Consider the following 24,137-nt stretch of genomic DNA (forward strand, 5'->3'; position numbering starts at 1 on the left):
CGAGTGCTTCGGGGGGACGGACCGGGCCCGGCCCGGCAGTGGAGCGCCGACGCCGTCGTGGTCGGTGTGCTGGCGTTCGCGCTCGGCGTCGCGGCCGCCTTCCGCCCGTCGCTGTGGGTCGACGAGGCCGCAACGCTGTCGGCCGCGACGCGCCCGGTGGACGCGCTGTGGACGCTCGTGCACCACGTCGACGCCGTGCACGGCCTCTACTACCTGCTGTTGCGGGGCTGGTTCGAGATCGTGCCGGTCACGGAGTTCTGGGCCCGTGTCCCCAGTGCGCTCATGGTGGGTGTCGCAGCGGCAGGCACCTGCGTGCTCGGCTCCCGGTTGTCGGGCCGGAAGGTCGGGATCGCGGCCGGGGTGGTGTTCGCGGTGCTGCCCCGCACCACGTGGGCCGCCGTGGAGGCGCGGCCCTACGCGCTGTCGATGGCGTGCGCGGTGTGGCTCACCGTGCTGTTCGTGGCGGCCGTGCGCCGCGGCGGACGGCGATGGTGGCTCGGCTACAGCGCGGCGCTCGTCGGCGCGGTCACCGTGAACGTGATGGTGGTGCTGATCCTCGCCGGGCACGCGGCGATGCTGGCGGCGACGAGGCCCGACCGGCGCACCGTGCGGGCCTGGCTGGTCACGGTCGTCGTCGCATCGGTCGCGCTGATCCCGCTGTTCGTCGTCCTGCTGTCCCAGCACGCCCAGATCGCGTGGATCTGGCCGGTGGGGCCGGTGACGCTGGGCCAGATCGCCGGCGAGCAGTACTTCCCGTCGGTGTACTCCGACAGCGTGCGCGCCGTCGGACCGGACCAGCAGCAGTTCAGCGCCGAGCAGCTGCGTGTCGCGATGTCGGCGTGGGCGCGGGTGGCGCCGCTGATCGTGGTGATCGTGATCGTGGCCGCGCTGGCGGTGCGCGCCCGTCGCCGCCACGGTGCCCTCATCGAAAACCCCTCGGGCACCAGGGTTCTGGTGTTCGGCGCGGTGGCGTGGATCGTCGTTCCGACCGTCGTGCTGCTCGGGTACTCGGTGCTGGTGCGGCCGCTGTACCAGCCGCACTACCTGACGTTCACCACGCCGGCGCTCGCACTGCTGATCGGGCTGTGCGTGGTGACCCTGTGCCGGGACGACACCCGGCGGCTGACCGCGACCCTGGCGGTGCTCGCCGTCGCCGCGGCGCCGAACTACCTCGCGCAGCGCGGGCCCTACGCCAAATACGGGTCGGACTACAGCCAGGTCGCGGAGCTGCTGGCCCGCGAATCCGGACCCCGCGACTGCGTCGTCGTCGACGACCGCACGGCCCCGTCGGTGCCCCATGCGATCGAGGGCGCCCGCCGGGCGCATCCCGTCGCCGCGCGCGACCTAGGGCTCGCCCCGCCCGAGCGCACCGCACTGTTCTCCGCGCGGGAACCGCTCGGCGTCCGCGCCGACGACCTGCGCACCTGCGCGGTGCTGTGGACCATCGGCGATGCGGCCCCGGGTTCGCCGGCCGACGCCCCCGTGGACCGGGTCGCGCGCGTACAGGGATTCGTGCCCGCCGAACGGTGGCGGTTCAACCAGACCGAGGTGGTGCGATCGGTGCCGGCCGGCGCGCGTTCGTGACGGACGCGTTCATGACGGATCGGTGACGGTGCGGGCCGCGAGCCGTCATGACGCCGCGGGTGGGTAACCACGTGTGGTTCCGTTGTCGTCGAGCCCGCATTGTCATGAGGTCGGAGTGTTGTCACGCTGTGCACGATGGGCGCTGGAAGCGCCCAGACGCGTCGTCGTGTGCATCGCGCTGCTGACGGTGGCGGCCGGCATCATCGGGTTCCCCGTGGTGTCGCACCTGTCGGCCGGCGGGTTCGCCGACCCCGGTGCGGAGTCCTCGCAGGCGAACCGGGTGCTGTCGGAGAAGTTCGGCAAGGGCGACGTCCAGCTGATCCTGGTGGTCTCCGGCGGCGAGGGTGACGGTGAAGCCACCGCCGCCGAAGGCCGGCGAATCGTCGATCTCCTCGCAGGCAGCCCGAATGTGCTGGGCGTGCTGTCGCCGTGGACGTCGCCGCCCGAGATGGCGGCGGGACTGCGCAGCGCCGACGGGCGGGCCGACCTGATCGTCGCCGACCTGAGGGGCGGGGAGAGCGATGGACCCGGCTACGCGCGGGAACTGGTGGAGCGCATCGACGCCGACCTCGCGGCCGGCGGGTCGTCGGTGTCGGTCACCCCGGGCGGCTCGGCGATGGTCTTCGACCAGATCACCACGCAGACACTGCGTGACGTGCTCATCATGGAGTCGATCGCGGTGCCACTGAGCCTCGCGGTGCTGGTCTGGGTGTTCGGCGGGCTGTTGGTGGCGGCACTGCCGGTGCTGGTCGCGGTGGTCGCGATCGTCGCGACGATGGCGGTGCTGCGGCTCATCGCGATGGGGACCGATGTGTCGATCTTCGCGCTGAACCTCGCGTCGGCGCTCGGGCTGGCGCTCGCGATCGACTACACGCTGTTGATCGTCAGCCGGTTCCGCGACGAGATGACACTCGACCACGACCGGTCGCGAGCACTGCGCACCACGATGGCCACGGCCGGACGCACCATCGTGTTCTCGGCGCTGACCGTCGCGCTGTCGATGTCGACGCTGGTCCTGTTCGACGTGCCGTTCCTGCGATCGTTCGGCTACGCCGGGGTCGCCACCGTGGTGCTGTGCGCCGTTGCGGCGCTGGTCTTCTCACCGGCGTTGATGGTGCTGCTGGGTGATCGTCTGATGAGACGGCCCGGCCGGCACCGTGCGGACGGCGACGGCCGGGACGCGGTGCACCACCGATTCTGGTTCCGCAGCACGCAGTTCGTGCTGCGGCATGCACTTCCGGTGGGCCTGGCCGGTTCGGCGCTGCTGGTGTGCGCCGGCCTGCCGTTCCTCGGCGTGAAATGGGGCTACCCCGACGACCGGGTGCTGCCGGCTTCCGCGTCGGCGCATCAGGTCGGTGATCAGCTGCGCGAGCAGTTCGTCGGCCTCTCCGGCACCGAGACCACCGTCGTCGTCCCCGATGCCAGCGGGATCAGCGACGCGGACTGGGAGCGCTATGCGACCGACCTGTCGCGCGTCCCCGACGTCACCGCCGTCGCGGCTCCGGCGGGCACCTTCGTCGACGGCAGACCGGCCGGACCCGCCGCCGTCGGCGCCGAGATCGCCGACGGCAGTGCCTATCTCACCGTCACCGGAAGTGCGGCGCTGTTCTCGGCGGAGTCGGAGAACCAGTTGGCCGACTTGAAGGCGGTGCCCGGCCCCGGCGGGCGGGACGTGGTGATGACCGGGGCGGCCGCGGTCAACCGCGACAGCATCGACTCGATCGCCGAGAAACTCCCGACGGTCCTGGGCCTGACCGCGGCGGTGATCTTCGTCGTGTTGTTCGCCCTCACCCGCAGCGTCGTCCTTCCTCTCAAAGCCCTTGTACTGAACGGACTCTCACTCACCGCGGCATTCGGCGCCCTGGTCTGGATATTCCAGGACGGGCACCTCGGGGCGTTCGGGACGACGCCGACGGGGACCCTGGTCGCCACCATCCCGGTGCTGTTGTTCTGCATCGCGTTCGGACTGTCGATGGACTACGAGGTCTTCCTGCTCGCCCGTATCCGCGAGTTCTGGCTGCGCAGCGGCCGATCGGCCGCCGACCTCGACCGCAGCGTCGTCCTCGGCCTCGCCTACACCGGCCGTGTCGTCACCGCGGCGGCGCTGATCATGACGATCTCGTTCGCCGGGCTGATCGCCGCGCAGGTGTCCTTCATGCGCATGTTCGGTGTCGGACTCGTCCTCGCGGTGCTCGTCGACGCCACCCTCGTCCGGATGGTGCTGCTGCCCGCGTACATGAAACTGCTGGGCCGGTTCAACTGGTGGGCGCCGCGCCTGCCGACCCGTGCCGTGGTGCGGGAGCGTGTGTGATGGCGGTGATCCTGGCCTACACCGCGCCCGCGCTCGGGCACCTGTTCCCGTTCTGTGCGGTACTGCAGGAACTCGCGCGCCGAGGCCACGACATCCACGTCCGCACCCTGGCCGCCGGACTGCAGATCTGCCGGGACGAAGGATTCACCGCCGCCGCCGTCGACCCGCGCATCGAGGCGATCCAGGCCGACGACACCCTGACCGGGACCGTGCGCGCGGCAGCCGACACCGTCGAAGTACTCACCGCGCGAGCACCTTTGGAGGTCGCCGACCTGCTGTCCGCGGTCGAGTCCGTGCAGCCGGATGTCGTGATCGTGGACGCGAACTGCTGGGGTGCGATGTCGGTCGCCGAGACGCTGGGACGGCCGTGGGTGGTGCTCTCGCCGTTCACGCCGTATCTGCGCTCGCCCGGGGCCCCGCCGTTCGGTCCGGGCGCCACGCCGTGGCCGGGACCGCTGGGAAGGATCCGTGACTGGGGCATCGGGCTGGTCACCACGGCGGTGTTCGACCGGCCGTTCGCCCGTCAGATCGCACCGCTGCGCCGTGCGCTGGGGCTGACGCCGGTGCGTACCGCCGGCGACCTGCTGTTGCGCGCCCCCGCAGTGCTGGTCGCGACGGGCAAGCCACTGGAGTACCCGCACACCGACTGGGGCGAGACGGTCACCATGATCGGCCCGGCCGTCTTCGAACCCCGTGTGGCGCAACGACTTTCGTGGCTGGACCAGATCGACGACCCGATCGTGCTGGTCACCACGTCCTCGGTCGGGCAGTCGGACGCGGCGCTGGTCGAGACGGCCGTCGAGGCATTGCGCGACGAACCCGTCCACCTCGTCGTGACGGCACCCACCGGTGACGTCGACGTGATGACGCGGCCCGGCGTCACCCAGGTCCGGTTCGCCCCGCACTCGATGCTGCTCGAACACGCCGTCTGCGTGATCACCCACGGCGGGATGGGGGTCACCCAGAAGGCGCTCGCCCGAGGGGTTCCGGTCTGCGTGGTCCCGTTCGGTCGCGACCAGTTCGAGGTGGCCCGCCGGGTGGAACTCGCGGGATGCGGCACCAGGCTGCCTGCCGGCAAGCTCAGCGTCGGGCGGCTGCGCACCGCGGTGAAGACCGCCGCGACGATGACCGGCGGCGCGGCACGGGTGGCCGCGGGATTCGCCGCGACCGGCGGCGTGGCCCGCGGCGCGGACGTGGTGGAGAGCCGTCTGGTGGCGCGGTGCGCGCTGCCCGAGGAGCAGTAGCCGCTATGAGGGTGGGCGCTGAGCCCGCATGCGGGCGAACCGGTCCGAGAGCCGTCCCATCCGGATCATCAGCGACGCGGCGGGGCTGACGGAGCCCTGCAGATACGTCGCGAAGTCGTCGGCGGGCACCCCGATGCGGGACGCGAACTCCTGTTCGCCGAGCCCGGAGCGCTCCAGCAGCAGGCGGACGTGGCGGGCCACCTCGGCGCACTCGTTGGCCTCGAGGTGTTCGCGGGTCCGGGTGAGCACCTCGGCCATCGCCTTCGACACGCCGTACGGCCGCGCGGTCTCGAGGACCTCCTCGACCTGGCGGGCGGTGCGCCCGTACGGGTCCCGCTTGATCGCCACGACGATGCGCTGCCACACGCTGAGGTCATCGCCCTCCAGCGCGGCGCGGATCGCGGCGGTCGGCCAGAACTCGACCGGCCGGGTGTCGGCGGGCGGGGGAGTCGCGCTCTCGGCGCCGGTGTCGCGCCGGGTCTGCGGGGTCTGGGACACGCCCGGGGTCACCTGGTCTCCTCCAGCATGGCCACCGCGACCGACAGGCAGCGCTGCCTCACTGTTGCCCATTCCGCCTCTCCGTCGGCTCCGGCCGCCGCGATGTCAGGTCCGTCGGCGGGCGCGGGCTCGGCCAGCCGGCGCACCAACTGGGTGGCGACCCAGTGTCGGGTGCGGGCGCCCGCCTGCTGGTCGCGCGCCGACTGCCCAGAGTAGTACCGGTCCATGGACGCCAGCACTTCCGCCGCGGTGCTGGTGTCCATCGAGTCGACCAGCTCGCTGAACTCGGAGAAATCGCGGGTGCTGTTGCGCTCCAGGATCAGGTAGCTCTTCAGACGCAGGGTCTCGGCCCCGGTCGGGATCTGCAACCGGTCCCCGGTCGGCAGCAGCACGTTGGTGGTCTCCAGCGGGCTGATCCGTTCGATGGTCGGGTGGTCCTCGTTCTGCGCGCGCTCGGTCGCCAGCGCCTCCAGCGCCACGTCGAGCCGGCCCCGCCACATCGTCACCGGATGCTTGGGCAGCTTCACCGCGACGGTCTTGCCGTGCGCCCGGTTGCTGACCGCGGCGGTGATGCGTTCGTCGCGGCCCACCCGGGTGCCGGTCATCTTGTTGCAGGGCAGGCAACCGCTGAACGCCAACGGATCGGCGACGGTGACGGCCTGCGGGACCAGGGTCTTCAGCTTCGCCGCGGACTTGACGACGGTGCGCAGATCAGACCCCGACGGTGCCAGCGCGGAGATGTCGTCGGGGATGATGACCAGGTCGCCGATGTCGGCCTTGGGCAGCGGCTTCTCGAAGTCCACCGACGGCAGGAGCCGGTCCAGCCAGCGGGGCAGCCACCAGTTCCACTCGTCGAACATCGCCATCAGCGCGGGCACCAGCACCAGCCGCACGATCGTCGCGTCCACCGCGATCGCGACTGCACACGCGACCCCGAGCTGGGCGACCAGCGGCATGCCGGCGAACGCGAAACCGATGAACACCGCGATCATGATCAGCGCCGCGCTGGTGATGGTGCGTGCGCTGGTGGACACCCCGTAGGCGACGGCGTCGCGGGTGTTGCCGGTCTGCAGGAAACGCTCCCGGATCCGGGTGAGCAGGAAGATCTCGTAGTCCATCGAGAGGCCGAACGTCAGCGCCAGCACCAGCGGCGGGATGGTGCTGTCCAGCGACGAGAGCTGATCGAAGCCCAGGCTCGACAGCCAGCCCCACTGGAACACCACCACCAGTGAGCCGTACGCGGCGGCCACCGACAGCACCGTCATCAGGACGCCCTTGAACGCCAGGAACACCGACCGGATCGACACCAGCAGCATCACGAACGCGATCAGGGCGACGAACGCGAACACCAGCGGCTGGGTCGCCGAGACCTTGTCGTCGAAGTCCTTGATCAGCGCGGTCGGCCCGCCGACGTCGATGCTCGCGGCGTCCCCGGCGACCGGCGGCAGCTTCTCGCGCATCCAGTCGATGGTCTCGCGTGCACCCATGTCCTCGGGGTCGACCGACAGCACCGCCGACAGCAGCGCGATGCGGTAGTCGGTGCCGAACACCGGCGGCGTCACCGACACCACGTTCGGCGCCCCCGCCATCGTCTGGCGCAGTTCGGCCAGCAGTGGCTCCTTGGCCGACGCCGACGCGGCGTCGCCGTCGGGGAAGGTGATCAGCACGCGGATGGGTCCGAGCGCGCCCGGCCCCAGGGCCTCGGCGGCCGCGCTGACCCCGCCGCGGATCTCGTGGGTGGTGTCGAACTGCCGCTGCATGCTGTTGCCGAGCATCATCGAGAACGCCGGCGCGGCGAACGTGAGCAGCACCGCCGCCGCGGCCATCGCCGACAGCCACGGCCTGCGCATCACCCAGCCGGTCCAGCGGGTCCAGAACTTCGACTGGGTCGCCTCGACGCCGCGGCCCCAGTGCAGGTACGACGACCGCTTGGCGGCCCTGCGGCCGAAGGTGGCCAGCACCGCCGGCGTCAGCGTCGTCGAGGTCAGCACCGCGATCGCGACGGCCAGGATCGCGCCGGTGGCCATCGACTGCAGCACCGGGGTGTTGATGAGATAGATCCCGGTCACCGACGCGATGACGGTCAGGCCCGACAGCACCACCGCCAGACCGGAGGTGGCCATCGCGGCATCGGCGGCGTCCTCGGGCTCGCGCCCGGCGCGCAGCTCCTCCCGGAACCGCATCAGGATGAACAGTGAGTAGTCGATCGCGACCGCGATGCCGAACATCGACACCGTCGAGGTCACGAACACCGACATCGTCGTGTACATCGACAGGACGAAGACCACGCCCATCGTCACGACGACCGTGCAGACCCCGAGCAGCAGGGGCATCGCCGCGGCGGCCAGCGAGCCGAACACCGCCAGCAGGATCACCAGGACGATCGGGAAGTTCCACTTCTCGGCTTGGGCGATGTCGTCCTTGGTGGCCTCGGTCGCCGCGGCCCCGAGCGCGCCCTGCCCGATGACGTAGAGGCGGACCTTGCCGTTCTCGGTCTCCCCGGCGTCCTCGCCGTCGACGCCGACCTTCTCGCGCAGCTGCTTGGCGATGTCGACCGCGCCGGTGTTCTCGAAGTCCATCGCCAGGGTGACGACATACGGTCGGTCGGGCTGCGGGGGCGGTTGCTGTGGCGACGGGACGACGGTGATGCTGGGGATCTCCGCGGCAAGGCTCTCCAGCTGGGCGACGGCGTTGTTCATGTCCTCGAACGAGGCGTCCGGCCTCGGCGCCGCGACGAGCGCCAGCGGGGAGGCGCCCTGATCGGGGAACTGCGCTTCGAGCTGGCGTTGCACGTAGAGAGACTGTGAGCCCTCGACCTCGAATCCGCCCCCGGTGAGGTTGCCCGCCTGGTTCATGGCCAGATAGACCGACGGCAGCAGGAGCAACAGCCACACCGCGAATACCGCCCAGCGGAATCTGCGCAGGTTGCTGCTCACGCGCATCATGAACTGCTGGATCGGAGCTCCCCACTTTCTCCCCGGCTTTTCGTAGCGGAAGCGTACAGCAGGTACCTGTCCTCGGGCTGACCACGAGAGCCCTGCCAGAGATGCCTCATGCAGCCTTAATACCTGCACGTTCGCGCGCTGGGGTCGTCACCCCGACGGGGTCGATGGCACTATGGCGACAGCGCCGCAACAGCGTCGGGGATCCTTTACCAATGATCGCAGTGAGTTTGCGCAGCGGCTGCAACGCGTGCAAACCGTTAGGAGTTCGCAATGAATTCAGCACTCGGTGTCGCGGCGCTCGCCGCGGCTCTGGTCGTGGGTCCCGTCCTACCGTCGGCGTCCGCGGCGCCCGACCCGTGCGCGGCCAGTGAGGTGGCCCGGACGGTCGCCGAGGTGGCCACCTACACCGGCAACTACCTGGAGGCCAACCCGAAGGCGAACAGGGCGCTGACGTCCATCTCGCAGCAGGGCGGACCCGAGTCGATCGCCGCGCTCAAGACGTACTTCGATGCCAACCCGCAGGTCGCCTCCGATCTGCAGCGGTTGCAGGCGCCGCTGGCGACGCTGTCGGGCCGTTGCCGGCTACCCGTCACGCTGCCGCAGATCTTCGGGCTGATGCAGGCCGCCCAGCAGAACGCGGCACAGCCGGTGGCCCACGACGCCGCACCGCCGCCCCGGTGACCCTCGACGGCGTTCGTCTGCTGACTTTCTCACTGTCGATTAACCGCTAGGCAAGAAAGTGTCCGGTTGTTCTGCTTAGCTTCCTAGGATGGTCGTGCCGGCGGCTGGAATGGGTCCCGGTCTCTCTAACCCCTCAAGAAGGAGCCTCCATGTTGAACTCGGCCCCGATGGTGCGCCGCGCGGTTGCAGGTGTACTCGGCGCGGGTGCGGTGTCCGGCGCCGTGCTGTTCGGTGTGCTCGGCGCAGCGCCGGCCTCCGCCCAGCCCGCCCCGCAGAACCATCCGCCGAACTGCACCGCGGCCGACTTCGCCGGTGTCGCATCCGGTGTCTCGGCGGCCACGTCGGCCTACCTGTTCACCCACCCCGAGGTGAACACCTTCTTCAGCAACCTGCATGGTGCGCCGCGCGCCCAGATCGACGCCGAGGTCGCCGAGTACCTCGCCTTGCATCCGCAGGTGGAAGCCGAGCTCAAGGGTGTGCGCCAGCCGCTCGCCGACATCAAGCACCGCTGCGGGTTCACGCCGACGGACCCGGACGGACCTGACTTCTAATCGCACCGATGCGAGACCGGGTGGACGCTCCTCCCGCTCGCGGGGGGGAGCCGTCTGCCCACGACGGCGCGGGCCGGACGGTTCTGATGGTGGACGACGACCCCGATGTCCGTACCTCGGTGGCCCGGGGTCTGCGGCATTCGGGGTTCGACGTGCGGGTCGCCGCGACGGGTAAGGAAGCGCTGCGGCTGCTGTCCAGTGAGTCGCACGACGCGCTGGTGCTCGACGTGCAGATGCCCGAACTCGACGGGGTCGCGGTCGTCACCGCGCTGCGCGCGCTCGGCAACGACATACCGATCTGCGTGCTGTCGGCCCGCGACACGGTCAACGACCGGATCGCCGGCCTGGAGGCCGGCGCCGACGACTACCTGACCAAGCCGTTCGATCTGGGTGAACTGGTCGCGCGTCTGCATGCGCTGCTGCGGCGCGCGCACCACTCCGATCCGACGTCGGACACCATGACCGTCGGATCGCTGACGATCGACACGGCCCGCCGGCTGGTGTTCGTGGCCGGCGAACGGGTCGAGCTGACCAAACGCGAATTCGATCTGCTCGCCGCGCTCGCCGAGAACGCGGGCGTGGTGCTGAGCCGGCAGCGGCTGCTCGAGCTCGTCTGGGGCTATGACTTCGACGTCGACACCAACGTGGCCGACGTCTTCGTGTCCTACCTGCGGCGCAAGCTGGAGCGCGACGGCCTTCCCCGGGTGATCCACACGGTGCGCGGCATCGGCTACGTGCTGCGAGAAGAGGCGTGACGCACGGCCCGCACATCTCGACCGCGCGGGCTTCGTGAGGGTCGCCGTGCCCAGATTGCCGCGCTTCCTCAGCTCCGCCTCGCTGCGCACCCGCGTCGCCATCGCGTCGGCGGCCGCGGCGGCCGCCGTCGTCGCCGCGTTCACGATCCTGACCTCGCTGGTGCTGGCGAACAACGATGCGGCGCAACTGGATCGGCGCCTCGACGCGATCGTCGACGCCAGTGTGTTCCCCGACCAGTTGACCGACCCGCGCCGCGGGGTGCTGCAGACGGGCCGGTCGCGGTCGTCGGGCCAGGTGGTGTTCCAGCGCGGATTCCAGCTGCCGCCGCTGCCGCCGGGCACCGAGACCGTCATCGTCAACGGCGTCGAGTACCGGGTGCGGACCATCCCGGTCGACGAAGGCGGCGGGGTGCTGATGTCGATCGGCATCCGGGCCGACAGCATCCTGCTCAGCGCGGCCCGGGTGCCGTTCTACATCGGCGTCGGGGTGGTCACGGTGCTGCTCGCGGGAGTGCTCGGCTGGCTGCTCGCCGGCCCGGCGATCCGCCCGCTACGCAAGCTGACCGAGCACACCAAGCAACTCGGCGACGGCGCCGAACAGATTCCGGCGGTGCGCGGGGTGCGCGAAGCCGAGGACCTGTCGGAGGCGATGAGCGCGATGCTCGACCGGCTCGCCGCCGCCCAGCGGGTCACCACGAACTCGCTGCAGGCCGCCCAGGATTTCGCCGCGAACGCCGCCCACGAGCTGCGCACACCGTTGACGGCGATGCGCGCGGACCTCGACACACTGCGCATCCACAATCTGCCCGACGAGGAACGCGACGAGGTCGTCGCCGACCTGGCCCGTGCCCAGCGCCGTGTCGAGGGCATCATCACCGCGCTCGGTCAGCTCGCGTCGGGCCAGCTCGCCCAGGTCGAGGACCGTGAGCCGATCGACGTCGCCGACCTGCTCGACCGCGTCGCGCGGGAGAACATGCGGGTCAGCCGCGACGTGCAGATCGACATCGACGCCGCCGACGACCTGGGCACCGTGCAGGGCTGGCCGACCGGTCTGCGGCTGGCCGTCGACAACCTGGTGCGCAACGCCGTGACCCACGGGCAGGCGGGCCAGATCGTGCTCAGCGCCCGCCGGGAGAACTCGGCGATGACGATCGTCGTCGACGACAACGGCCGCGGCCTACCCGCAGACGAGCACCAGACCGTCCTCGGCCGGTTCTCCCGCGGGAGCACCGCGGCTCCCGGCGGTTCCGGGCTGGGGCTGGCGCTGGTGGCTCAGCAGGCCGCGCTGCACGGCGGGACCATCGAGCTCACCGACGGACCGCTCGGCGGACTGCGCGCGACCCTGACGATCTCGACAAGCCTTGTGCCATCGGCTGATTCAGAGTCCTGAGCCGGTCATCGGGTGCGGGCCGAACGGCGCGACACGGCGAGGGCGACACCTCTCCACCCGAGCAGCAGCACCGCGGTCGTCAGCGATGCGACCACGATGAAGCTCGTCGCGGTGCCCTGCCCGGTGACCTTGCGCAGCAGCATCCCGACGACGACCGTCGCCACCCACACGATCACCCCGGTCGGCAGCAACGCGACCGGCCGCTGCCACGCCCTGGCCAGCACCCAGCCCGCGGCGGTGCCCGTCAGGAACGGCCAGGCGGTCTCGGCGATCCCGGCCAGGCTCAGGCCCTCAGCGTGACTGCGGCGCCCGATCGTGCAGAACACCACGACGCACACCAGGTCGGCGGCGAGAGCCTTCAGCGCGGATCCGGGAGAGGAGGGTTCGGTGGTCACGGGTGAAGGCTAATCGTCCGTGCGCGGCGCCGGCTCGGCGCCGTTGCCGGGTGGTGGGGCGTCGGGATCGATCTGCTGCTCGGTGCGGAACATGAAGAAGAACACCACCCAGCCGATCGCCGAGATGAAGATCCAGCTGATCAGTCGGTAGATCAGCATCGCCGAGATCGCCGCGGCCAGCGACATGCCGCTCGACACCAGGCCCGGCACCAGCACCGCCTCGACGACGAGCAACCCGCCCGGCATCAGCGGGATCGAACCGACGGCGCGCGCGGCCGCGTACGCGACGGTGACACCGGCGATCGACGGATGCCAGCCGGTGGCGTAGCACGCGAACAGCAGGCAGGCCACGTCGGCGACCCAGTTGAACAGCGACCAGCCGAACGCCGCGCCGAGGTCACGCCTGCCGAGCTGCACCGCCTCCAGCTGGGACAGGATCTCGCGCCACTTGGCCAGCCCCGTGTCGGCGTCCTTGCCGCGCACCGAGTTGAACCACGTCAGCACCCGCGCGCCGATCCCGTCGATCAGCTCGGGACGCGTCGCGACGGCCTGCGCGAGCAGGATCAGCGCGACGAAACCGCCGACCGAGAAGATCAGCGACAGCGGGTTCTTGCTCGCGCCCAGCAGGAACGCCCCGCCGAGCCCGAGCAGGGCCAGCCCGATCACCTGCAGCACCCCGGACATGACCAGCTGCCAGGACGCCACCAAAGGTGTTGCGCCCCAGAGCCTTTGCTGGCGGTACAGGAACGTCGCCGACAGCACCGGGCCGCCCGGCAGCGTGGTGGACAGCGCGTTGCCCGCATAGAACGCCGCCTCGGACCGCCACTGGTGCACGCGCACCCCGGCCGAGCGCAGCAGGGTGCGCTGAATCTGGGCGAAACTGTGCATCGACGCCATCGCCGCGACCACCGCGGCGATCAGCCACACCCAGTTCGCCGAGAGCAGGCTCTTCCACGCCTTGGCCAGCTGGTCGCGCACCAGCGCGATCTCGACGGCCAGCACGATGACCGCGACCGCGATGACCACCCAGCGCAGCCACCAGTACTTGCCGCGGCCACGCGCGGCGCCGGCGGATCCGGGCAGGGTGTCGCTCGCGGGCACGTCGTGGGACACGCCCCTCAGAGTAAGCCCGGAATCGGCGGGAATCGCAGATCCCGGGCACGGGCCTGCGGCGCCGTTACGCTACCGGAATGTCAGCCCGCCCGCCCTTCGATTCGATCGCCGACGACTCGGTGACCCCCCTGGTCCGCATGGCCGCGGCGTGGTCGTGGCGTCTGCTGGTGATCTTCGCCGCGATCGTCACCTTGCTGTGGCTGGTGCTGCGGCTGGAGATCCTGGTGGTGCCGGTCGCGCTGGCGACCATCATCGCGGCGCTGCTGCTGCCCGTCGTCGACTTCCTGGACCGCCGGGGCGCGCCCCGCGGCGGGGCGGTCGCGCTGGTGCTGCTCACCGGTTTCGCGTTGTTCGGGGGGCTGCTCGCGTTCGTCGTGACCCAGTTCGTCGAGGGCGCACCGGATCTGGTGGGTCAGGTGTCGACGAGCATCGAGGGGGTCGGCAAGTGGCTCACCGACGGTCCGCTGCAGGTCAGTGACCAGCAGATCAACCAGGCCCGCGACACGGCGATCGAGGCGCTGCAGAGCAACCAGGAGAAGCTGACCAGCGGTGCGCTGTCGACCGCGGGCACGCTGACCGAGATCGTCACCGGTGCGCTGCTGGTGTTCTTCACGCTGATCTTCCTGCTGCACGGCGGCCGCAACATCTTCAGCTTCGTCACCCGGATCTTCCCGTCCCATGTGCGGGGCCGGGTGCACGACGCCGGACGGGCGGGTTTCCGGTCGCTGATCGGCTACGTGCGGGCGACGTTCCTGGTGGCCGCCGTCGACGCGATCGGCATCGGGGTGGGCCTGGCGATCATGGGCGTACCGCTGGCGCTGCCGCTGGCGTCGCTGGTGTTCATGGGCGCCTTCGTCCCGCTGGTCGGCGCGGTGGTGACCGGGTTCCTCGCGGTGATCGTCGCGTTGATCGCGAAGGGCTGGATCTACGCGCTGATCACGCTCGGCCTGATCATCGCGGTGCAGCAGCTCGAAGGCCACGTCCTGCAGCCGTTGGTGATGGGCCGCGCCGTGGCGATCCACCCGTTGGCCATCGTGCTGGCGATCGCGGGCGGCGCGGTCCTGGCCGGCATCGTCGGCGCGCTGCTGGCGGTGCCCGTGCTGGCGTTCCTCAACAGCGCGATCCGTGTGCTCACCGCTGATGACCCCGTCGCCGAGGAACAGGCGATGGAAGAGCAGGACGAGGGCCTGGTCAACGCCGAACCCGACGACGTCGAGGCCCGCGAGTAGCGCTGCCGCCTCGCGAAACCGCCATCACGGTAGAGACGCGGCGTGCGCAGCAACCGTGGGGGCGGTTTCGCGAAACGGCAGGCTCTACAGTCGGCCCTCGCGACGCAGCAGGTCCTGCGCGCTGACACCGGAGCCACCGCGGCGCGGTGCATTGGGATCGGGCCGGGTGTTGAGCTTCTCCGTCGCCGCCTCGGCGTCCGGCTTGCGCTGCGCCGGGATGGCCCGGGTGGCGGTGTCGTCGGGCTCGTCGTCGGACGCGGCGTCCTCACCGCTGTCGGGCATCGCCCGGGTCGGTTCGGCCGACGGGCGCATCGGCTGCGGCGCGCCGGCCGGGCCGGTGGTGCCGCCGCCGCGCAGGTCGCCGAGCCACGACTCGATCTCCCGCTCATCGCGGGCCGGAGAGCCCGACGGCGGCGGTGTGGGAGACGGCGGTGTGGGAGACGGCGGAGTGGGAGACGAGGACGGCATCGCGCGCTGCGCTGCGGCCGCGGCTCCGCTGACCGCGTTGCGCACCGCGTTCTTCGCGATCGACAGCCGGGTCGTCTGCGGCTCGTCCTGCGCCGGGGGCGGAGGAGTAACGGGTGGCCGCGGCGGGGCGGTCGGGATGCGGGTGGTCCCGGCGGCCGCCGGGTCCGGGTACGTCGGGGTGCCCATCCGGGTGGTGACGGCGGGAGGCCGCACCGGCGCGGGATGCGTGGGGTCGTGCGGCGGCAGTGCGCGCGGCGGCGCCATCACCGGGGGTCCGCCGGCGCCGACGAGCGCCTCTGCGGGCGCCTCGCGCTCCTCGCGCACGGCGGGACGCTTGCGCTCGTCGGGCAGTTCGGTCTCGCCGAGGCCCAGCTTCTCCTGGATGCGCTTCATCCAGCGCGGCGCCCACCAGCAGTCGTCGCCGAGCAGCTTCATGATCGCCGGCACCAGGAACATACGGATGATCGTCGCGTCCAGCAGCAGCGCGATGAGCAGGCCGAACGCCAGGTACTTCATCATCACCAGGTCGGAGAACACGAACGCACCCGCGACCACGGCCAGCACCAGAGCCGCGCCGGTGATGAGGCGGCCGGTGGTCGCGGTGCCGATGCGGATGGCCTCGGCCGTGGAGAGCCCGCGCTCGCGGGCCTCGACCATGCGGGAGACCAGGAACACCTCGTAGTCGGTCGACAGACCCCAGATCACCGCGATGATCAAGCCGATCATCGGGGCCATCAGCGGCTGCGGTGTGTAGTTCATCAGCCCGGAGCCGTGGCCGTCGACGAACATCCACGTCAGGATGCCCATCGTCGAGCCGAGCGTCAGGGCGCTCATCAACGCCGCCTTGATCGGCAGCACGATCGAGCCGAACGCGAGGAACATCAGGATCGTCGTCGTGACGATCAGCACCAGACCCATCAGCGGCAGCTTGTCGAACAGGCTGTGGATGCTGTCCTGCTCCAGCGCGGGCGTGCCGCCGACCGAGATGTCCACACCGCGTGGCGGCTGGATGGAACGGAGCTCGTCGATCTTCTGTGACGCGTCGTTGCGGTCGACCAGTCCGTTCTGCAGCACCCGGATCGACGGATCCTTGGTTCCCGTGTCCTGGGCGGCGCGCTCCTGCCACATCTTGGACGGATCGTTGTCCGGATCGATGAAGCCGGGGACCGTCATCGCCTTCGCGCGCACCTCGGCGAGCTGCTGGTCGGTGACCGGCTCGCCGTCCTGGCGTTCGATCACCAGCGTCAGCGGCTCGGTGCGGAAGCCGGGGAAGGTGCGGTCGAAGTCCTCCTGCGCCGTACGGACACCGTTGTCCGGCGGCAGATACTTCTCGCTGATACCGCCCAGCGCCAGCTGGCCGAGCGGCAGGATCAGCAGGATCATGCCGATCAGGATCGGCGCGGCGAATGCGATCGGCCGCTTCATCACGACGTTGACGAGTTTGCCCCAGAAGCCCTTCTCGACCTCGGCGCGCGTCTTGGTCTTCTGCGTCTTCTCGGCCAGCCACTCGACCCACCACACGATGGGACCGCGCGCCAGCGGGACGTAGCGCGCGAGTGCCAGGCCTCCGGCGACGACGGCGACGAAGATCACGACGCCGATGAGGACCCAGTACAGGCCGTCGCCCAGGGACTCCCTGTTGGCGATCGCGAGGTAGGCGATCCAGCCGAGCAGCCCGACGTAGCCCAGGGCCAGGCCGATCATGGTCAGCGGCAGCCCCTGCTCACCGGTTTGGCGGATCTGCTTGCGGGCCCGGTGGCCGAGGAAGATGCCCACCGGCGGGAGCAGCAGGCCGGCCGGGATGGAAGCGATGGCGAACTGGTTGGTGCGGGTGTTCGAGGGATCCGAGGACACCTCGTTGTTGACGAACTTCAGCAGCCAGCGGACGCCGAGCGCGTCGACGCGGGGGCCGAGGATGGCCAGCGCGGCGGGCAGCACCGTGACCGACAGGATCGCCGCGAGCATGACCGACGCGATGATGGCGTAGGTGATCGACTTCAGGAAGCCCTGCGGGAACAGCAGCAGCGGTACCGAGGACGCCACCAGGATGACGGCCGAGAACATGACCGTGCGGCCCGACGTCATCACGGCGCGACGGACGGCGGCCTCGGTGTCGTAGCCCTCGGCGATCTCCTCACGGAACCGGCTCACCATGAACAGGCCGTAGTCGATCGCGATGCCGAGCCCCATCAGGGTGACGACGGGTTGGGCGAAGAAGTGGACGGGCATGAACTCGGCGAACACCCGCATGATGCCGAGCGCACCCGCGATGGTCAGACCGCCGATGATGCCGGGCAGGGCCGCGGCGATCACGCCACCGAAGACGAAGAAGAGCACGACGCAGACCAGCGGGATCGCGGCCACCTCGGCGCGCTTCTGGTCCTCGCCGATGGTCCCGGTCAGCTCGCTGGCCAGCGGTTGGAGTCCGGCGAGCTGGATGCCGCCGTCGTTGACCTGGGACAGCTGGGGTTCGATCGCCTGGTAGTTCTTCAGGATCTCGTCGTCGTTCTCGCCCTTGAGCGGGATGCTGACGAAGGTCTTGGACAGATCCTCGGTCTTCATCTGCTGCACGGTCTCGGCCGCCGCGTCCGGTGCGCGCAGCCAGCCGACCCAGCTGACGATCCGGTCCTCGTTCTCGGCGACGAGATCGTTGAGCTCGCCGGTGACCTTTTCCATCCACTCCGGGTTGTCGACCTTCTCGCCGTCGGGCGGCGTGAGGATCGCCACCACGTGGCTCGTGCGGTCGCGGCCGTAGGCCTCGTCGGACACCAGCGACGCATGGACGGACTGGCTGCCCTCGTCGTAGAAACCGCTCTGGGTGACGTGCTGTCCCAGGCTCATGCCGTAGACGCCGCCGCCCAGGCACAGTGCGACCATGACACCGATCACTATGTATCGGTACTGGTACACCGTTCGACCCCACCAGGCGAACACGTTTCGCTCCTTCAGTTCATGTCAATCGGTCCGCGCACGTCGTCACCGATGCTTGTGTGTCTAGACGCGCGAGGTCAGTAGCGACGACAGCGGCCGGAACGGTTGCAGCCATGCGCCCTGCTCGGGTAGCGAATCAAGTCCGATTCTCGGTAACGATTCCCGGAAGACACCAGGGATGTCCTCCAGATCGACGAACTCCAAGGTATCCGACGCTAATGCCCAACTGGCATGTTCGCGAAATCCGAGTACCTGGACCTCGACACCGCTCCTGGCGATGTCCTCCAGCGGTTGTTTGAACGCCTGACCGTCCGCCGAGGCGACGATCAGACCGGCCAGCCCCTGCTCGTTGCGCAGTGCGATGTGGGCGAGCATGTCGCTGTCGACGTCACTGTCCTCGTCGATCTTCGGCTTCGCGAACACCGCGAAGCCGACGTTGCGCAGTGCCTCGACCCAGGGCCGGACGACGTCGGCGCTGCCGGGCGCGATGTTGGTGAAGACGGTCGCCTCGGGTTCCAGCGCCACCGTGCGGCCTGTCCGGGCGTATTCGGTGGACAGGTCGGCGGTGCGCGACAGCAGCCAGCGGCCGAGTGCGTCGAAGCGGGGACGGTGCGCGGCGGTCGGCCGCCCGCCGAGGATCGATCCGAGACCCATGTCGAGGTTCGGCGCGTCCCACACCAGCAGGACTCGGGCCGCGAGGGCCGTGTCGGCGCCGAGGTCGGCCGGCGTGACCGGGGCCTCGTCGGTGCTCGCCGGCATGTTCTCGGTCATGCTCACGGCGTCCGCTCCCAGAGCAGCTCGGTCACGACGGGTCCGGCGAGCGCCTTGCGTTCGTATTTGGTGACGGGCCGGGTGACCGACATCGGCAGGTCAGCGGAGTCCATCGCCACGCGGCGCAGACGGGGCTCGGCGTCGCCGACCTCGGCGATGTGCGCGGCGTACCCCTGATGGTCGGTGGCGGCGTGCAGGACACCGCCGGGCCGCAGGCGATCGGCGATCAGCGCCATCGTGTCGGGCTGCAGCAGGCGGCGCTTGTGGTGGCGTGCCTTCGGCCACGGGTCGGGGAAGAAGACCCGGACGCCGGTCAGCGACGCGGACCCGAACATATGGGTCAGGACGTCGACGCCGTCACCGCGGATCAGCCTGATGTTGGAGACCGGGTGTTCGGTCGCGGCGGTGCGGTCGATCGCGCTGAGCAGCTGGGCCAGTCCGCGCCGGTAGACCTCGACCGCGACGACGTCGATCCCGGGCTCTGCCTGGGCCATCGCCAGCGTCGAGGTGCCGGTGCCACAACCGATCTCCAGCACCACCGGCGCGTGGCGCCCGAACCAGGCGTTCGTGTCGAGCGGGCCGGGCGGCTCGTCGCCGTCGCGGGCCTGCCGTCCGAGCTGCGGCCACAGCCGGTCCCAGGTGGCCTGCTGACCGTCGGAGATCGTCGAGCGGCGGGCCCGGAAGCTGGTCACCCTGCGGTTGAAGTGCGGATGGACACCCTCGGTGTCGGGGTCCGGAGCCACCGGTGCGGCGACCTCGGAACCCGTGGAATGCATCCGTCCATGGTCGCTCATCAAGACCGTGCTCCCCGCATCGTGTTACAGATTGATACCCAACAGTTGCCTACCGCTGGTACAGGCAAGTACCCGTGCACGTACCCAGGGTGCCGGACGCGTAAAAGATGTGTCGTCGGCCACCTGCGACCGATGCCAGGATTTCTTCGGGGACGGTTCCCGCCGGCCCTCGTGGACCGGAGGGTCGGGCGTGCCGATATTCACCGAAGTGCTCGCGCAGTTCGTCGCCGACCGTCCAGCCCTGGCGGCCGTCGACGCGAGGCTGCGGGCGCCGTTGAGCGTCACGGTCCAGGGGCGGGCCGGCGTGGGTTGCCGCACGGTCACGGGCGCGCTGGCCGCCGCCGGAGTGCGGATCGCGCCGCCGTCCACCGCCGCCGACGTGCACGTCGTGGCCGTCGCCGAAACGCTCAAGCCCGAGGACCGGCGGCTGCTGAGGGCTTCGCGACCCGTGGTGGTCGTGCTCACCAAGGCCGACCTGGCGGGCCGGGTGCACGGCGGGCCGCTGGCCCACGCCGAGCGCACCGCGACCGAACTGACCGCGTCGACGGGTGTGCCGGTCGTGCCGATGGTCGCGCTTCTCGCCGGCGTCGAGATCGACGACGACCTGTTCGAGGCGCTGCGGACGCTGACGACCGCACCGGCGGACATGACGTCGGTCGACGCGTTCCTCGCCGGTGACCACGCCGTGCCCGCGTCGGTGCGCCGGGCACTGGTGGCCCGGCTGGACCGCTTCGGCATCGCGCACGCGGTGCTGGCGGTGGCCGGCGGGGCGTCGCGGGCGGAGGTCGCGTCGTCGCTGCACGCGCTCAGCGGCGCCGAACGGGTCCTCGATGTCCTGGCCGGGACGGCCGCCGAGGTCGGCTACCGCAGGGTGCGCAGCGCCCTCGACGAACTGGCGCACCTGGCCGTCGAGACCGGCGACGACGGTCTCTGGTCGTTCCTGACCGGCGACGCGGTGGTGATCGCCGTGATGGCCGCCGCGGTCGACCTGATGCAGGCGGCGGGTCTGCGTGTCGATCCGCGCGACGACGCCGAGGCCCACCTGCGCCGTGCACTCCGATGGCGCCGCTATGCCCACACCCCGATGAACGCGCTGCACCAGCAGTGCGCGGCCGACATCGCGCGCGGTTCGCTGCGGCTTCTCGGACGGTCGCGGTGAGCGCTCCGGAGGTCGTACTCGTGACCGGACCGCCGCGGGCCGGGGTCAGCGCGGTCGCGGCCGGGCTGCGGCACCGGATGCCGGCCGTGCGCGTCCTCGACGGCGCGGAGGCCGGGACGACGCCCGTCGCGGTGGTGTTCGTCGTGTCGGCGGTGGCGCCGTTGACCGAGTCGGACTGCGTGCTGGCCGATGCGGCAGCGGTCGACGCCGAGGTCGTGGTCGCGGTGGTGTCGAAGATCGACGATCACCGCGGCTGGCGCGAGGTACTCGAGGCCGGTCGCGCCGTGGCGGACCGGTCGTCGGGGCGGCTGGCCGGCGTGCCGTGGCTCGGTGTCGCGGCCGCGCCGCGGTTGGGTCAACCCCGGCTCGACGACCTCGTCGACATACTGCGGCGCGCACTCGCCGACCCGACGCAGCGGGCCCGAAACTCGTTGCGCACCAGGCAGTTTCGAGTGAGTCAGCTGCAGGACGAACGGGATGGGCTGGTCGCGCTGCGACGGCGGACCCGGCTGGACGCGGCGGGCAGGTCATCTCGGGACCTTCGTCAGCTCAGGGTGACGCTGTCCCACGACGTCCGGCGCCGGTGCGTCGCGCTGCGCGCCGATCTGCTGCACCGGGCCGGCGCGGTCGGCCGGCGCGACGTCGCGGACTTCCCGCAGCACGCGTGGGAGCGCTGCACCGAGGTCCTTGCCGGCATCGAGCAGGACGTCACCGACGTGACCGGGGCCGACGTCGGGTGCGGGGACGTCCCCGTGAACCTGCCGGCGGACCCGCCTCCGGACCCGCCGTCACGGTCCTGGCGGTTGGAGCGGCGGCTGACCGCGGTGCTGGGTGCGGGGTTCGGGCTCGGGGTGGCGATGGTGGTCACCCGCTTCGTGGCGGGGCTGGCGCCGGGACTGACGGCGGCAGGTCTGGCGGTCGGCGGCGTCCTCGGGTTCCTGACGACCGCGTGGGTGGTGCGCGCCCGCGCCCTGCTGCACGACCGGGCGGTGCTGCAGGCGTGGGCGGCCGATGCGGTCGCCGCGGTGCGGGCCGCTGCCGACGAGCGGGTCGGGACCGGGATCCTCGCGGTGGAGGCGGGCGGGGCGGGAGCCGGCGCGAGGTCCGATGAGGACGTCGCGCTGGGCCGTCGCATCGCCTCACTGGACGCCGAAATACAACGCCTCTCGCAGCGGCCGCCGGACGGGCCCGTGTTACCCGTCGGTAGACCTGCCGGTGGTGGCCATCTGAATCGTTCCTGTGAGTGAATGGACATGCTCCTGGTTAACGGCGGGTATGTCACCAGGGTTAACCTCAATACACAGTGACGGCCGCGGCTGCCTTTCACTGCGAGCGTGTTCCGGCACCGACCGGGCGCTTGCGTCCAGGCAGACCGCTCGCTCAGCAGATGCAGGGGAGACGACACAGCATGACCGCAGCGACCATCCCGGGACTGGATTCCGCGCCGACCAAGCACGAGGGCCTCCTCGCCTGGGTCCGTGAAGTCGCGGAGCTGACGCAGCCCGACCGAGTGGCGTGGGCAGACGGCTCCGAGGAGGAGTACGAACGCCTCTGCGCGCATCTGGTCGAGGCAGGCACCTTTCAGAAGCTGAACCCGGACAAGCAGCCGAACTCCTACCTGGCGCTGTCCGACCCGTCCGATGTGGCGCGGGTCGAGTCGCGCACCTACATCTGCTCCGAGCGCGAGATCGACGCCGGTCCGACCAATAACTGGATGGACCCCGCCGAGATGCGCGGCATCATGACCGACCTGTACCGCGGCTCGATGCGCGGCCGCACGCTGTGGGTCGTCCCGTTCTGCATGGGCCCGCTGAACGCCGAGGATCCGAAGCTCGGTGTCGAGCTCACCGACTCCGAGTACGTCGTCGTGTCGATGCGCACCATGACCCGGATGGGCGCCGCGGCACTGGAGAAGATCGGCGACGACGGCTTCTTCGTCAAGGCGCTGCACTCGATCGGCGCCCCGCTGGAACCCGGCCAGGCCGACGTGCCGTGGCCCTGCAACGACACCAAGTACATCACCCACTTCCCGGAGACCCGCGAGATCTGGAGCTACGGCTCGGGCTACGGCGGCAACGCGTTGCTGGGCAAGAAGTGCTACTCGCTGCGCATCGCCTCGGCGATGGCCCACGACGAGGGCTGGCTCGCCGAGCACATGCTGATCCTGAAGCTGATCAGCCCGGAGAACAAGGCGTACTACATCGCCGCGGCGTTCCCGTCGGCGTGCGGCAAGACCAACCTGGCGATGCTGCAGCCGACCATCCCGGGCTGGCGCGCCGAGACCGTCGGCGACGACATCGCGTGGATGCGCTTCGGCAAGGACGGCCGGCTCTACGCGACCAACCCCGAGTTCGGGTTCTTCGGCGTCGCGCCGGGCACCAACTGGGATTCCAACCCGAACGCGATGAAGACCATCGCCGCGGGCAACACCGTCTTCACCAACGTCGCCAAGACCGACGACGGTGACGTGTGGTGGGAGGGCCTGGAGGGTGAGCCCGACCACCTGATCGACTGGAAGGGCAACGACTGGGTCCTGCGGGAGACGGAAACCAAAGCGGCGCACCCGAACTCGCGCTACTGCACCCCTATCTCGCAGTGCCCGACGCTGGCCCCGGAGTGGGACGATCCGCAGGGTGTGCCGATCTCGGCGATCCTGTTCGGTGGCCGCCGCAAGACCACGGTGCCGCTGATCACCGAGGCCCGCGACTGGCAGCACGGTGTGTTCATCGGCGCCACGCTGGGTTCGGAGCAGACCGCCGCCGCCGAGGGCAAGGTCGGCACCGTGCGCCGCGACCCGATGGCGATGCTGCCGTTCCTGGGCTACAACGTCGGCGACTACTTCCAGCACTGGATCAACATCGGCAAGCAGGCCGACGAGTCGCAGCTGCCGAAGGTGTTCTTCGTCAACTGGTTCCGCCGTGGCGACGACGGCCGCTTCCTGTGGCCCGGGTTCGGTGAGAACAGCCGCGTGCTGAAGTGGGCCGTCGAGCGCATCGAGCACAAGGCCGACGGCAAGAGCACCCCGATCGGCATCGTGCCGACCGCGGCCGACCTGGATCTGTCCGGACTCGACGTCAACGCCGCCGATGTGGATGAGGCGCTGGACGTGAAGGTCGACGAGTGGCGCGCCGAGCTCCCGCTGATCGAGGAGTGGTTCGAGTTCGTCGGCGAGAAGCTGCCGACCGGCATCAAGGACGAGTTCGACGCGCTCAAGACGCGCCTGGCCGAAGAGAACTGACTTTCCCTCACCGCGAGCGTGCGTGTCTGCAGTGGACACGCCGCTCGCGGTGTGCATTCCGCGCACGCTCGCGGCCTGTC

18 protein-coding genes are annotated in these 24,137 nt (G+C 70.4%); 11 read left to right on the top strand and 7 right to left on the bottom strand.

Translation table 11 applies throughout. The features are described from left to right. The first annotated feature begins 3 nt into the window (after positions 1-3). From DYE23_RS00990 to DYE23_RS01000, 3 genes are all read left to right on the top strand, one after another. Complete coding sequence (locus DYE23_RS00990; protein ID WP_115326246.1) at positions 4-1,584, top strand: glycosyltransferase family 39 protein; 1,581 nt, start codon at positions 4-6, stop codon at positions 1,582-1,584. Between the two features lie 115 nt (positions 1,585-1,699). Continuing rightward, positions 1,700-3,895, top strand: a complete 2,196-nt coding sequence (locus DYE23_RS00995) for an MMPL family transporter (protein ID WP_115326247.1) — start codon at positions 1,700-1,702, stop codon at positions 3,893-3,895. Beyond that, entirely contained in the window at positions 3,895-5,139 is a 1,245-nt protein-coding gene (locus DYE23_RS01000; RefSeq protein WP_115326248.1) for a glycosyltransferase, read from the top strand. Before DYE23_RS00995 ends, DYE23_RS01000 begins: the two co-directional genes overlap by 1 nt. Positions 5,140-5,142: 3 nt before the next feature. Here the strand turns inward: DYE23_RS01000 and DYE23_RS01005 are convergent, their stop codons facing one another. Both DYE23_RS01005 and DYE23_RS01010 read right to left on the bottom strand, forming a co-directional pair. After that, positions 5,143-5,649 (bottom strand): XRE family transcriptional regulator, encoded by a 507-nt coding sequence (locus DYE23_RS01005; protein ID WP_115326249.1) that lies wholly within the window; start codon positions 5,647-5,649, stop codon positions 5,143-5,145. Next, positions 5,646-8,582, bottom strand: coding sequence for an MMPL family transporter (locus DYE23_RS01010; RefSeq protein ID WP_115326250.1), 2,937 nt, complete (start codon positions 8,580-8,582; stop codon positions 5,646-5,648). Before DYE23_RS01010 ends, DYE23_RS01005 begins: the two co-directional genes overlap by 4 nt. A 270-nt stretch (positions 8,583-8,852) precedes the next feature. On the opposite strand from DYE23_RS01010, the gene DYE23_RS01015 reads away from it, so the two are divergent. From DYE23_RS01015 to DYE23_RS01030, 4 genes are all read left to right on the top strand, one after another. Beyond that, the gene (locus DYE23_RS01015; protein ID WP_115326251.1) at positions 8,853-9,263 is read left to right on the top strand and encodes a hemophore; all 411 of its coding nucleotides are present in this window, start codon (positions 8,853-8,855) and stop codon (positions 9,261-9,263) included. Between the two features lie 149 nt (positions 9,264-9,412). Beyond that, positions 9,413-9,814 (top strand): heme-binding protein, encoded by a 402-nt coding sequence (locus tag DYE23_RS01020; RefSeq protein WP_115326252.1) that lies wholly within the window; start codon positions 9,413-9,415, stop codon positions 9,812-9,814. 8 nt (positions 9,815-9,822) lie between these two features. Beyond that, complete coding sequence (locus DYE23_RS01025; protein ID WP_011891462.1) at positions 9,823-10,569, top strand: response regulator transcription factor; 747 nt, start codon at positions 9,823-9,825, stop codon at positions 10,567-10,569. Positions 10,570-10,615: 46 nt separating this feature from the next. Next, complete coding sequence (locus tag DYE23_RS01030; RefSeq protein WP_115326253.1) at positions 10,616-11,959, top strand: HAMP domain-containing sensor histidine kinase; 1,344 nt, start codon at positions 10,616-10,618, stop codon at positions 11,957-11,959. A 5-nt stretch (positions 11,960-11,964) separates the two neighbouring features. On the opposite strand, the gene DYE23_RS01035 is transcribed toward DYE23_RS01030, so the two are convergent. Together DYE23_RS01035 and DYE23_RS01040 are read right to left on the bottom strand one after the other, a co-directional pair. Next, positions 11,965-12,354: a DUF3054 domain-containing protein gene (locus DYE23_RS01035; protein ID WP_115326254.1), complete on the bottom strand. Its 390-nt coding sequence runs from the start codon at positions 12,352-12,354 to the stop codon at positions 11,965-11,967. A gap of 9 nt (positions 12,355-12,363) precedes the next feature. Further along, complete coding sequence (locus tag DYE23_RS01040; protein ID WP_011891459.1) at positions 12,364-13,467, bottom strand: lysylphosphatidylglycerol synthase transmembrane domain-containing protein; 1,104 nt, start codon at positions 13,465-13,467, stop codon at positions 12,364-12,366. A gap of 77 nt (positions 13,468-13,544) precedes the next feature. Between DYE23_RS01040 and DYE23_RS01045 the strand changes: the two genes are divergently transcribed. Beyond that, positions 13,545-14,696 carry an AI-2E family transporter gene (locus tag DYE23_RS01045; RefSeq protein ID WP_011891458.1) on the top strand — a complete coding sequence of 384 codons (1,152 nt, stop codon included), beginning with the start codon at positions 13,545-13,547 and terminating at the stop codon, positions 14,694-14,696. Between the two features lie 84 nt (positions 14,697-14,780). On the opposite strand, the gene DYE23_RS01050 is transcribed toward DYE23_RS01045, so the two are convergent. From DYE23_RS01050 to trmB, 3 genes are read right to left on the bottom strand one after another with little or no spacing between them, the layout of a single operon-like run. Next, on the bottom strand, positions 14,781-18,098 hold the full coding sequence (locus tag DYE23_RS01050; RefSeq protein WP_115326255.1) for an efflux RND transporter permease subunit: 3,318 nt from the start codon (positions 18,096-18,098) through the stop codon (positions 14,781-14,783). A 60-nt stretch (positions 18,099-18,158) separates the two neighbouring features. After that, on the bottom strand, positions 18,159-18,872 hold the full coding sequence (locus DYE23_RS01055) for an NYN domain-containing protein (RefSeq protein WP_011891456.1): 714 nt from the start codon (positions 18,870-18,872) through the stop codon (positions 18,159-18,161). Continuing rightward, the gene (gene trmB / locus DYE23_RS01060) at positions 18,869-19,660 is read right to left on the bottom strand and encodes a tRNA (guanosine(46)-N7)-methyltransferase TrmB (RefSeq protein ID WP_115326256.1); all 792 of its coding nucleotides are present in this window, start codon (positions 19,658-19,660) and stop codon (positions 18,869-18,871) included. The genes DYE23_RS01055 and trmB overlap by 4 nt, the downstream gene beginning before the upstream one ends. A gap of 190 nt (positions 19,661-19,850) precedes the next feature. Between trmB and DYE23_RS01065 the strand changes: the two genes are divergently transcribed. The 3 genes from DYE23_RS01065 to DYE23_RS01075 all read left to right on the top strand — a co-directional run bounded on the left by DYE23_RS01065 (position 19,851) and on the right by DYE23_RS01075 (position 24,057). Further along, entirely contained in the window at positions 19,851-20,819 is a 969-nt protein-coding gene (locus tag DYE23_RS01065) for a hypothetical protein (RefSeq protein WP_172527681.1), read from the top strand. Positions 20,820-20,839: 20 nt separating this feature from the next. Further along, positions 20,840-22,066 (top strand): hypothetical protein, encoded by a 1,227-nt coding sequence (locus tag DYE23_RS01070; protein ID WP_115328828.1) that lies wholly within the window; start codon positions 20,840-20,842, stop codon positions 22,064-22,066. A gap of 161 nt (positions 22,067-22,227) precedes the next feature. Beyond that, on the top strand, positions 22,228-24,057 hold the full coding sequence (locus DYE23_RS01075) for a phosphoenolpyruvate carboxykinase (GTP) (protein WP_115326257.1): 1,830 nt from the start codon (positions 22,228-22,230) through the stop codon (positions 24,055-24,057). The last annotated feature ends 80 nt before the right edge of the window (positions 24,058-24,137 follow it).

The organism is Mycolicibacterium gilvum (assembly GCF_900454025.1).
GTDB classification, from domain to species: Bacteria; Actinomycetota; Actinomycetes; order Mycobacteriales; family Mycobacteriaceae; genus Mycobacterium; species Mycobacterium gilvum.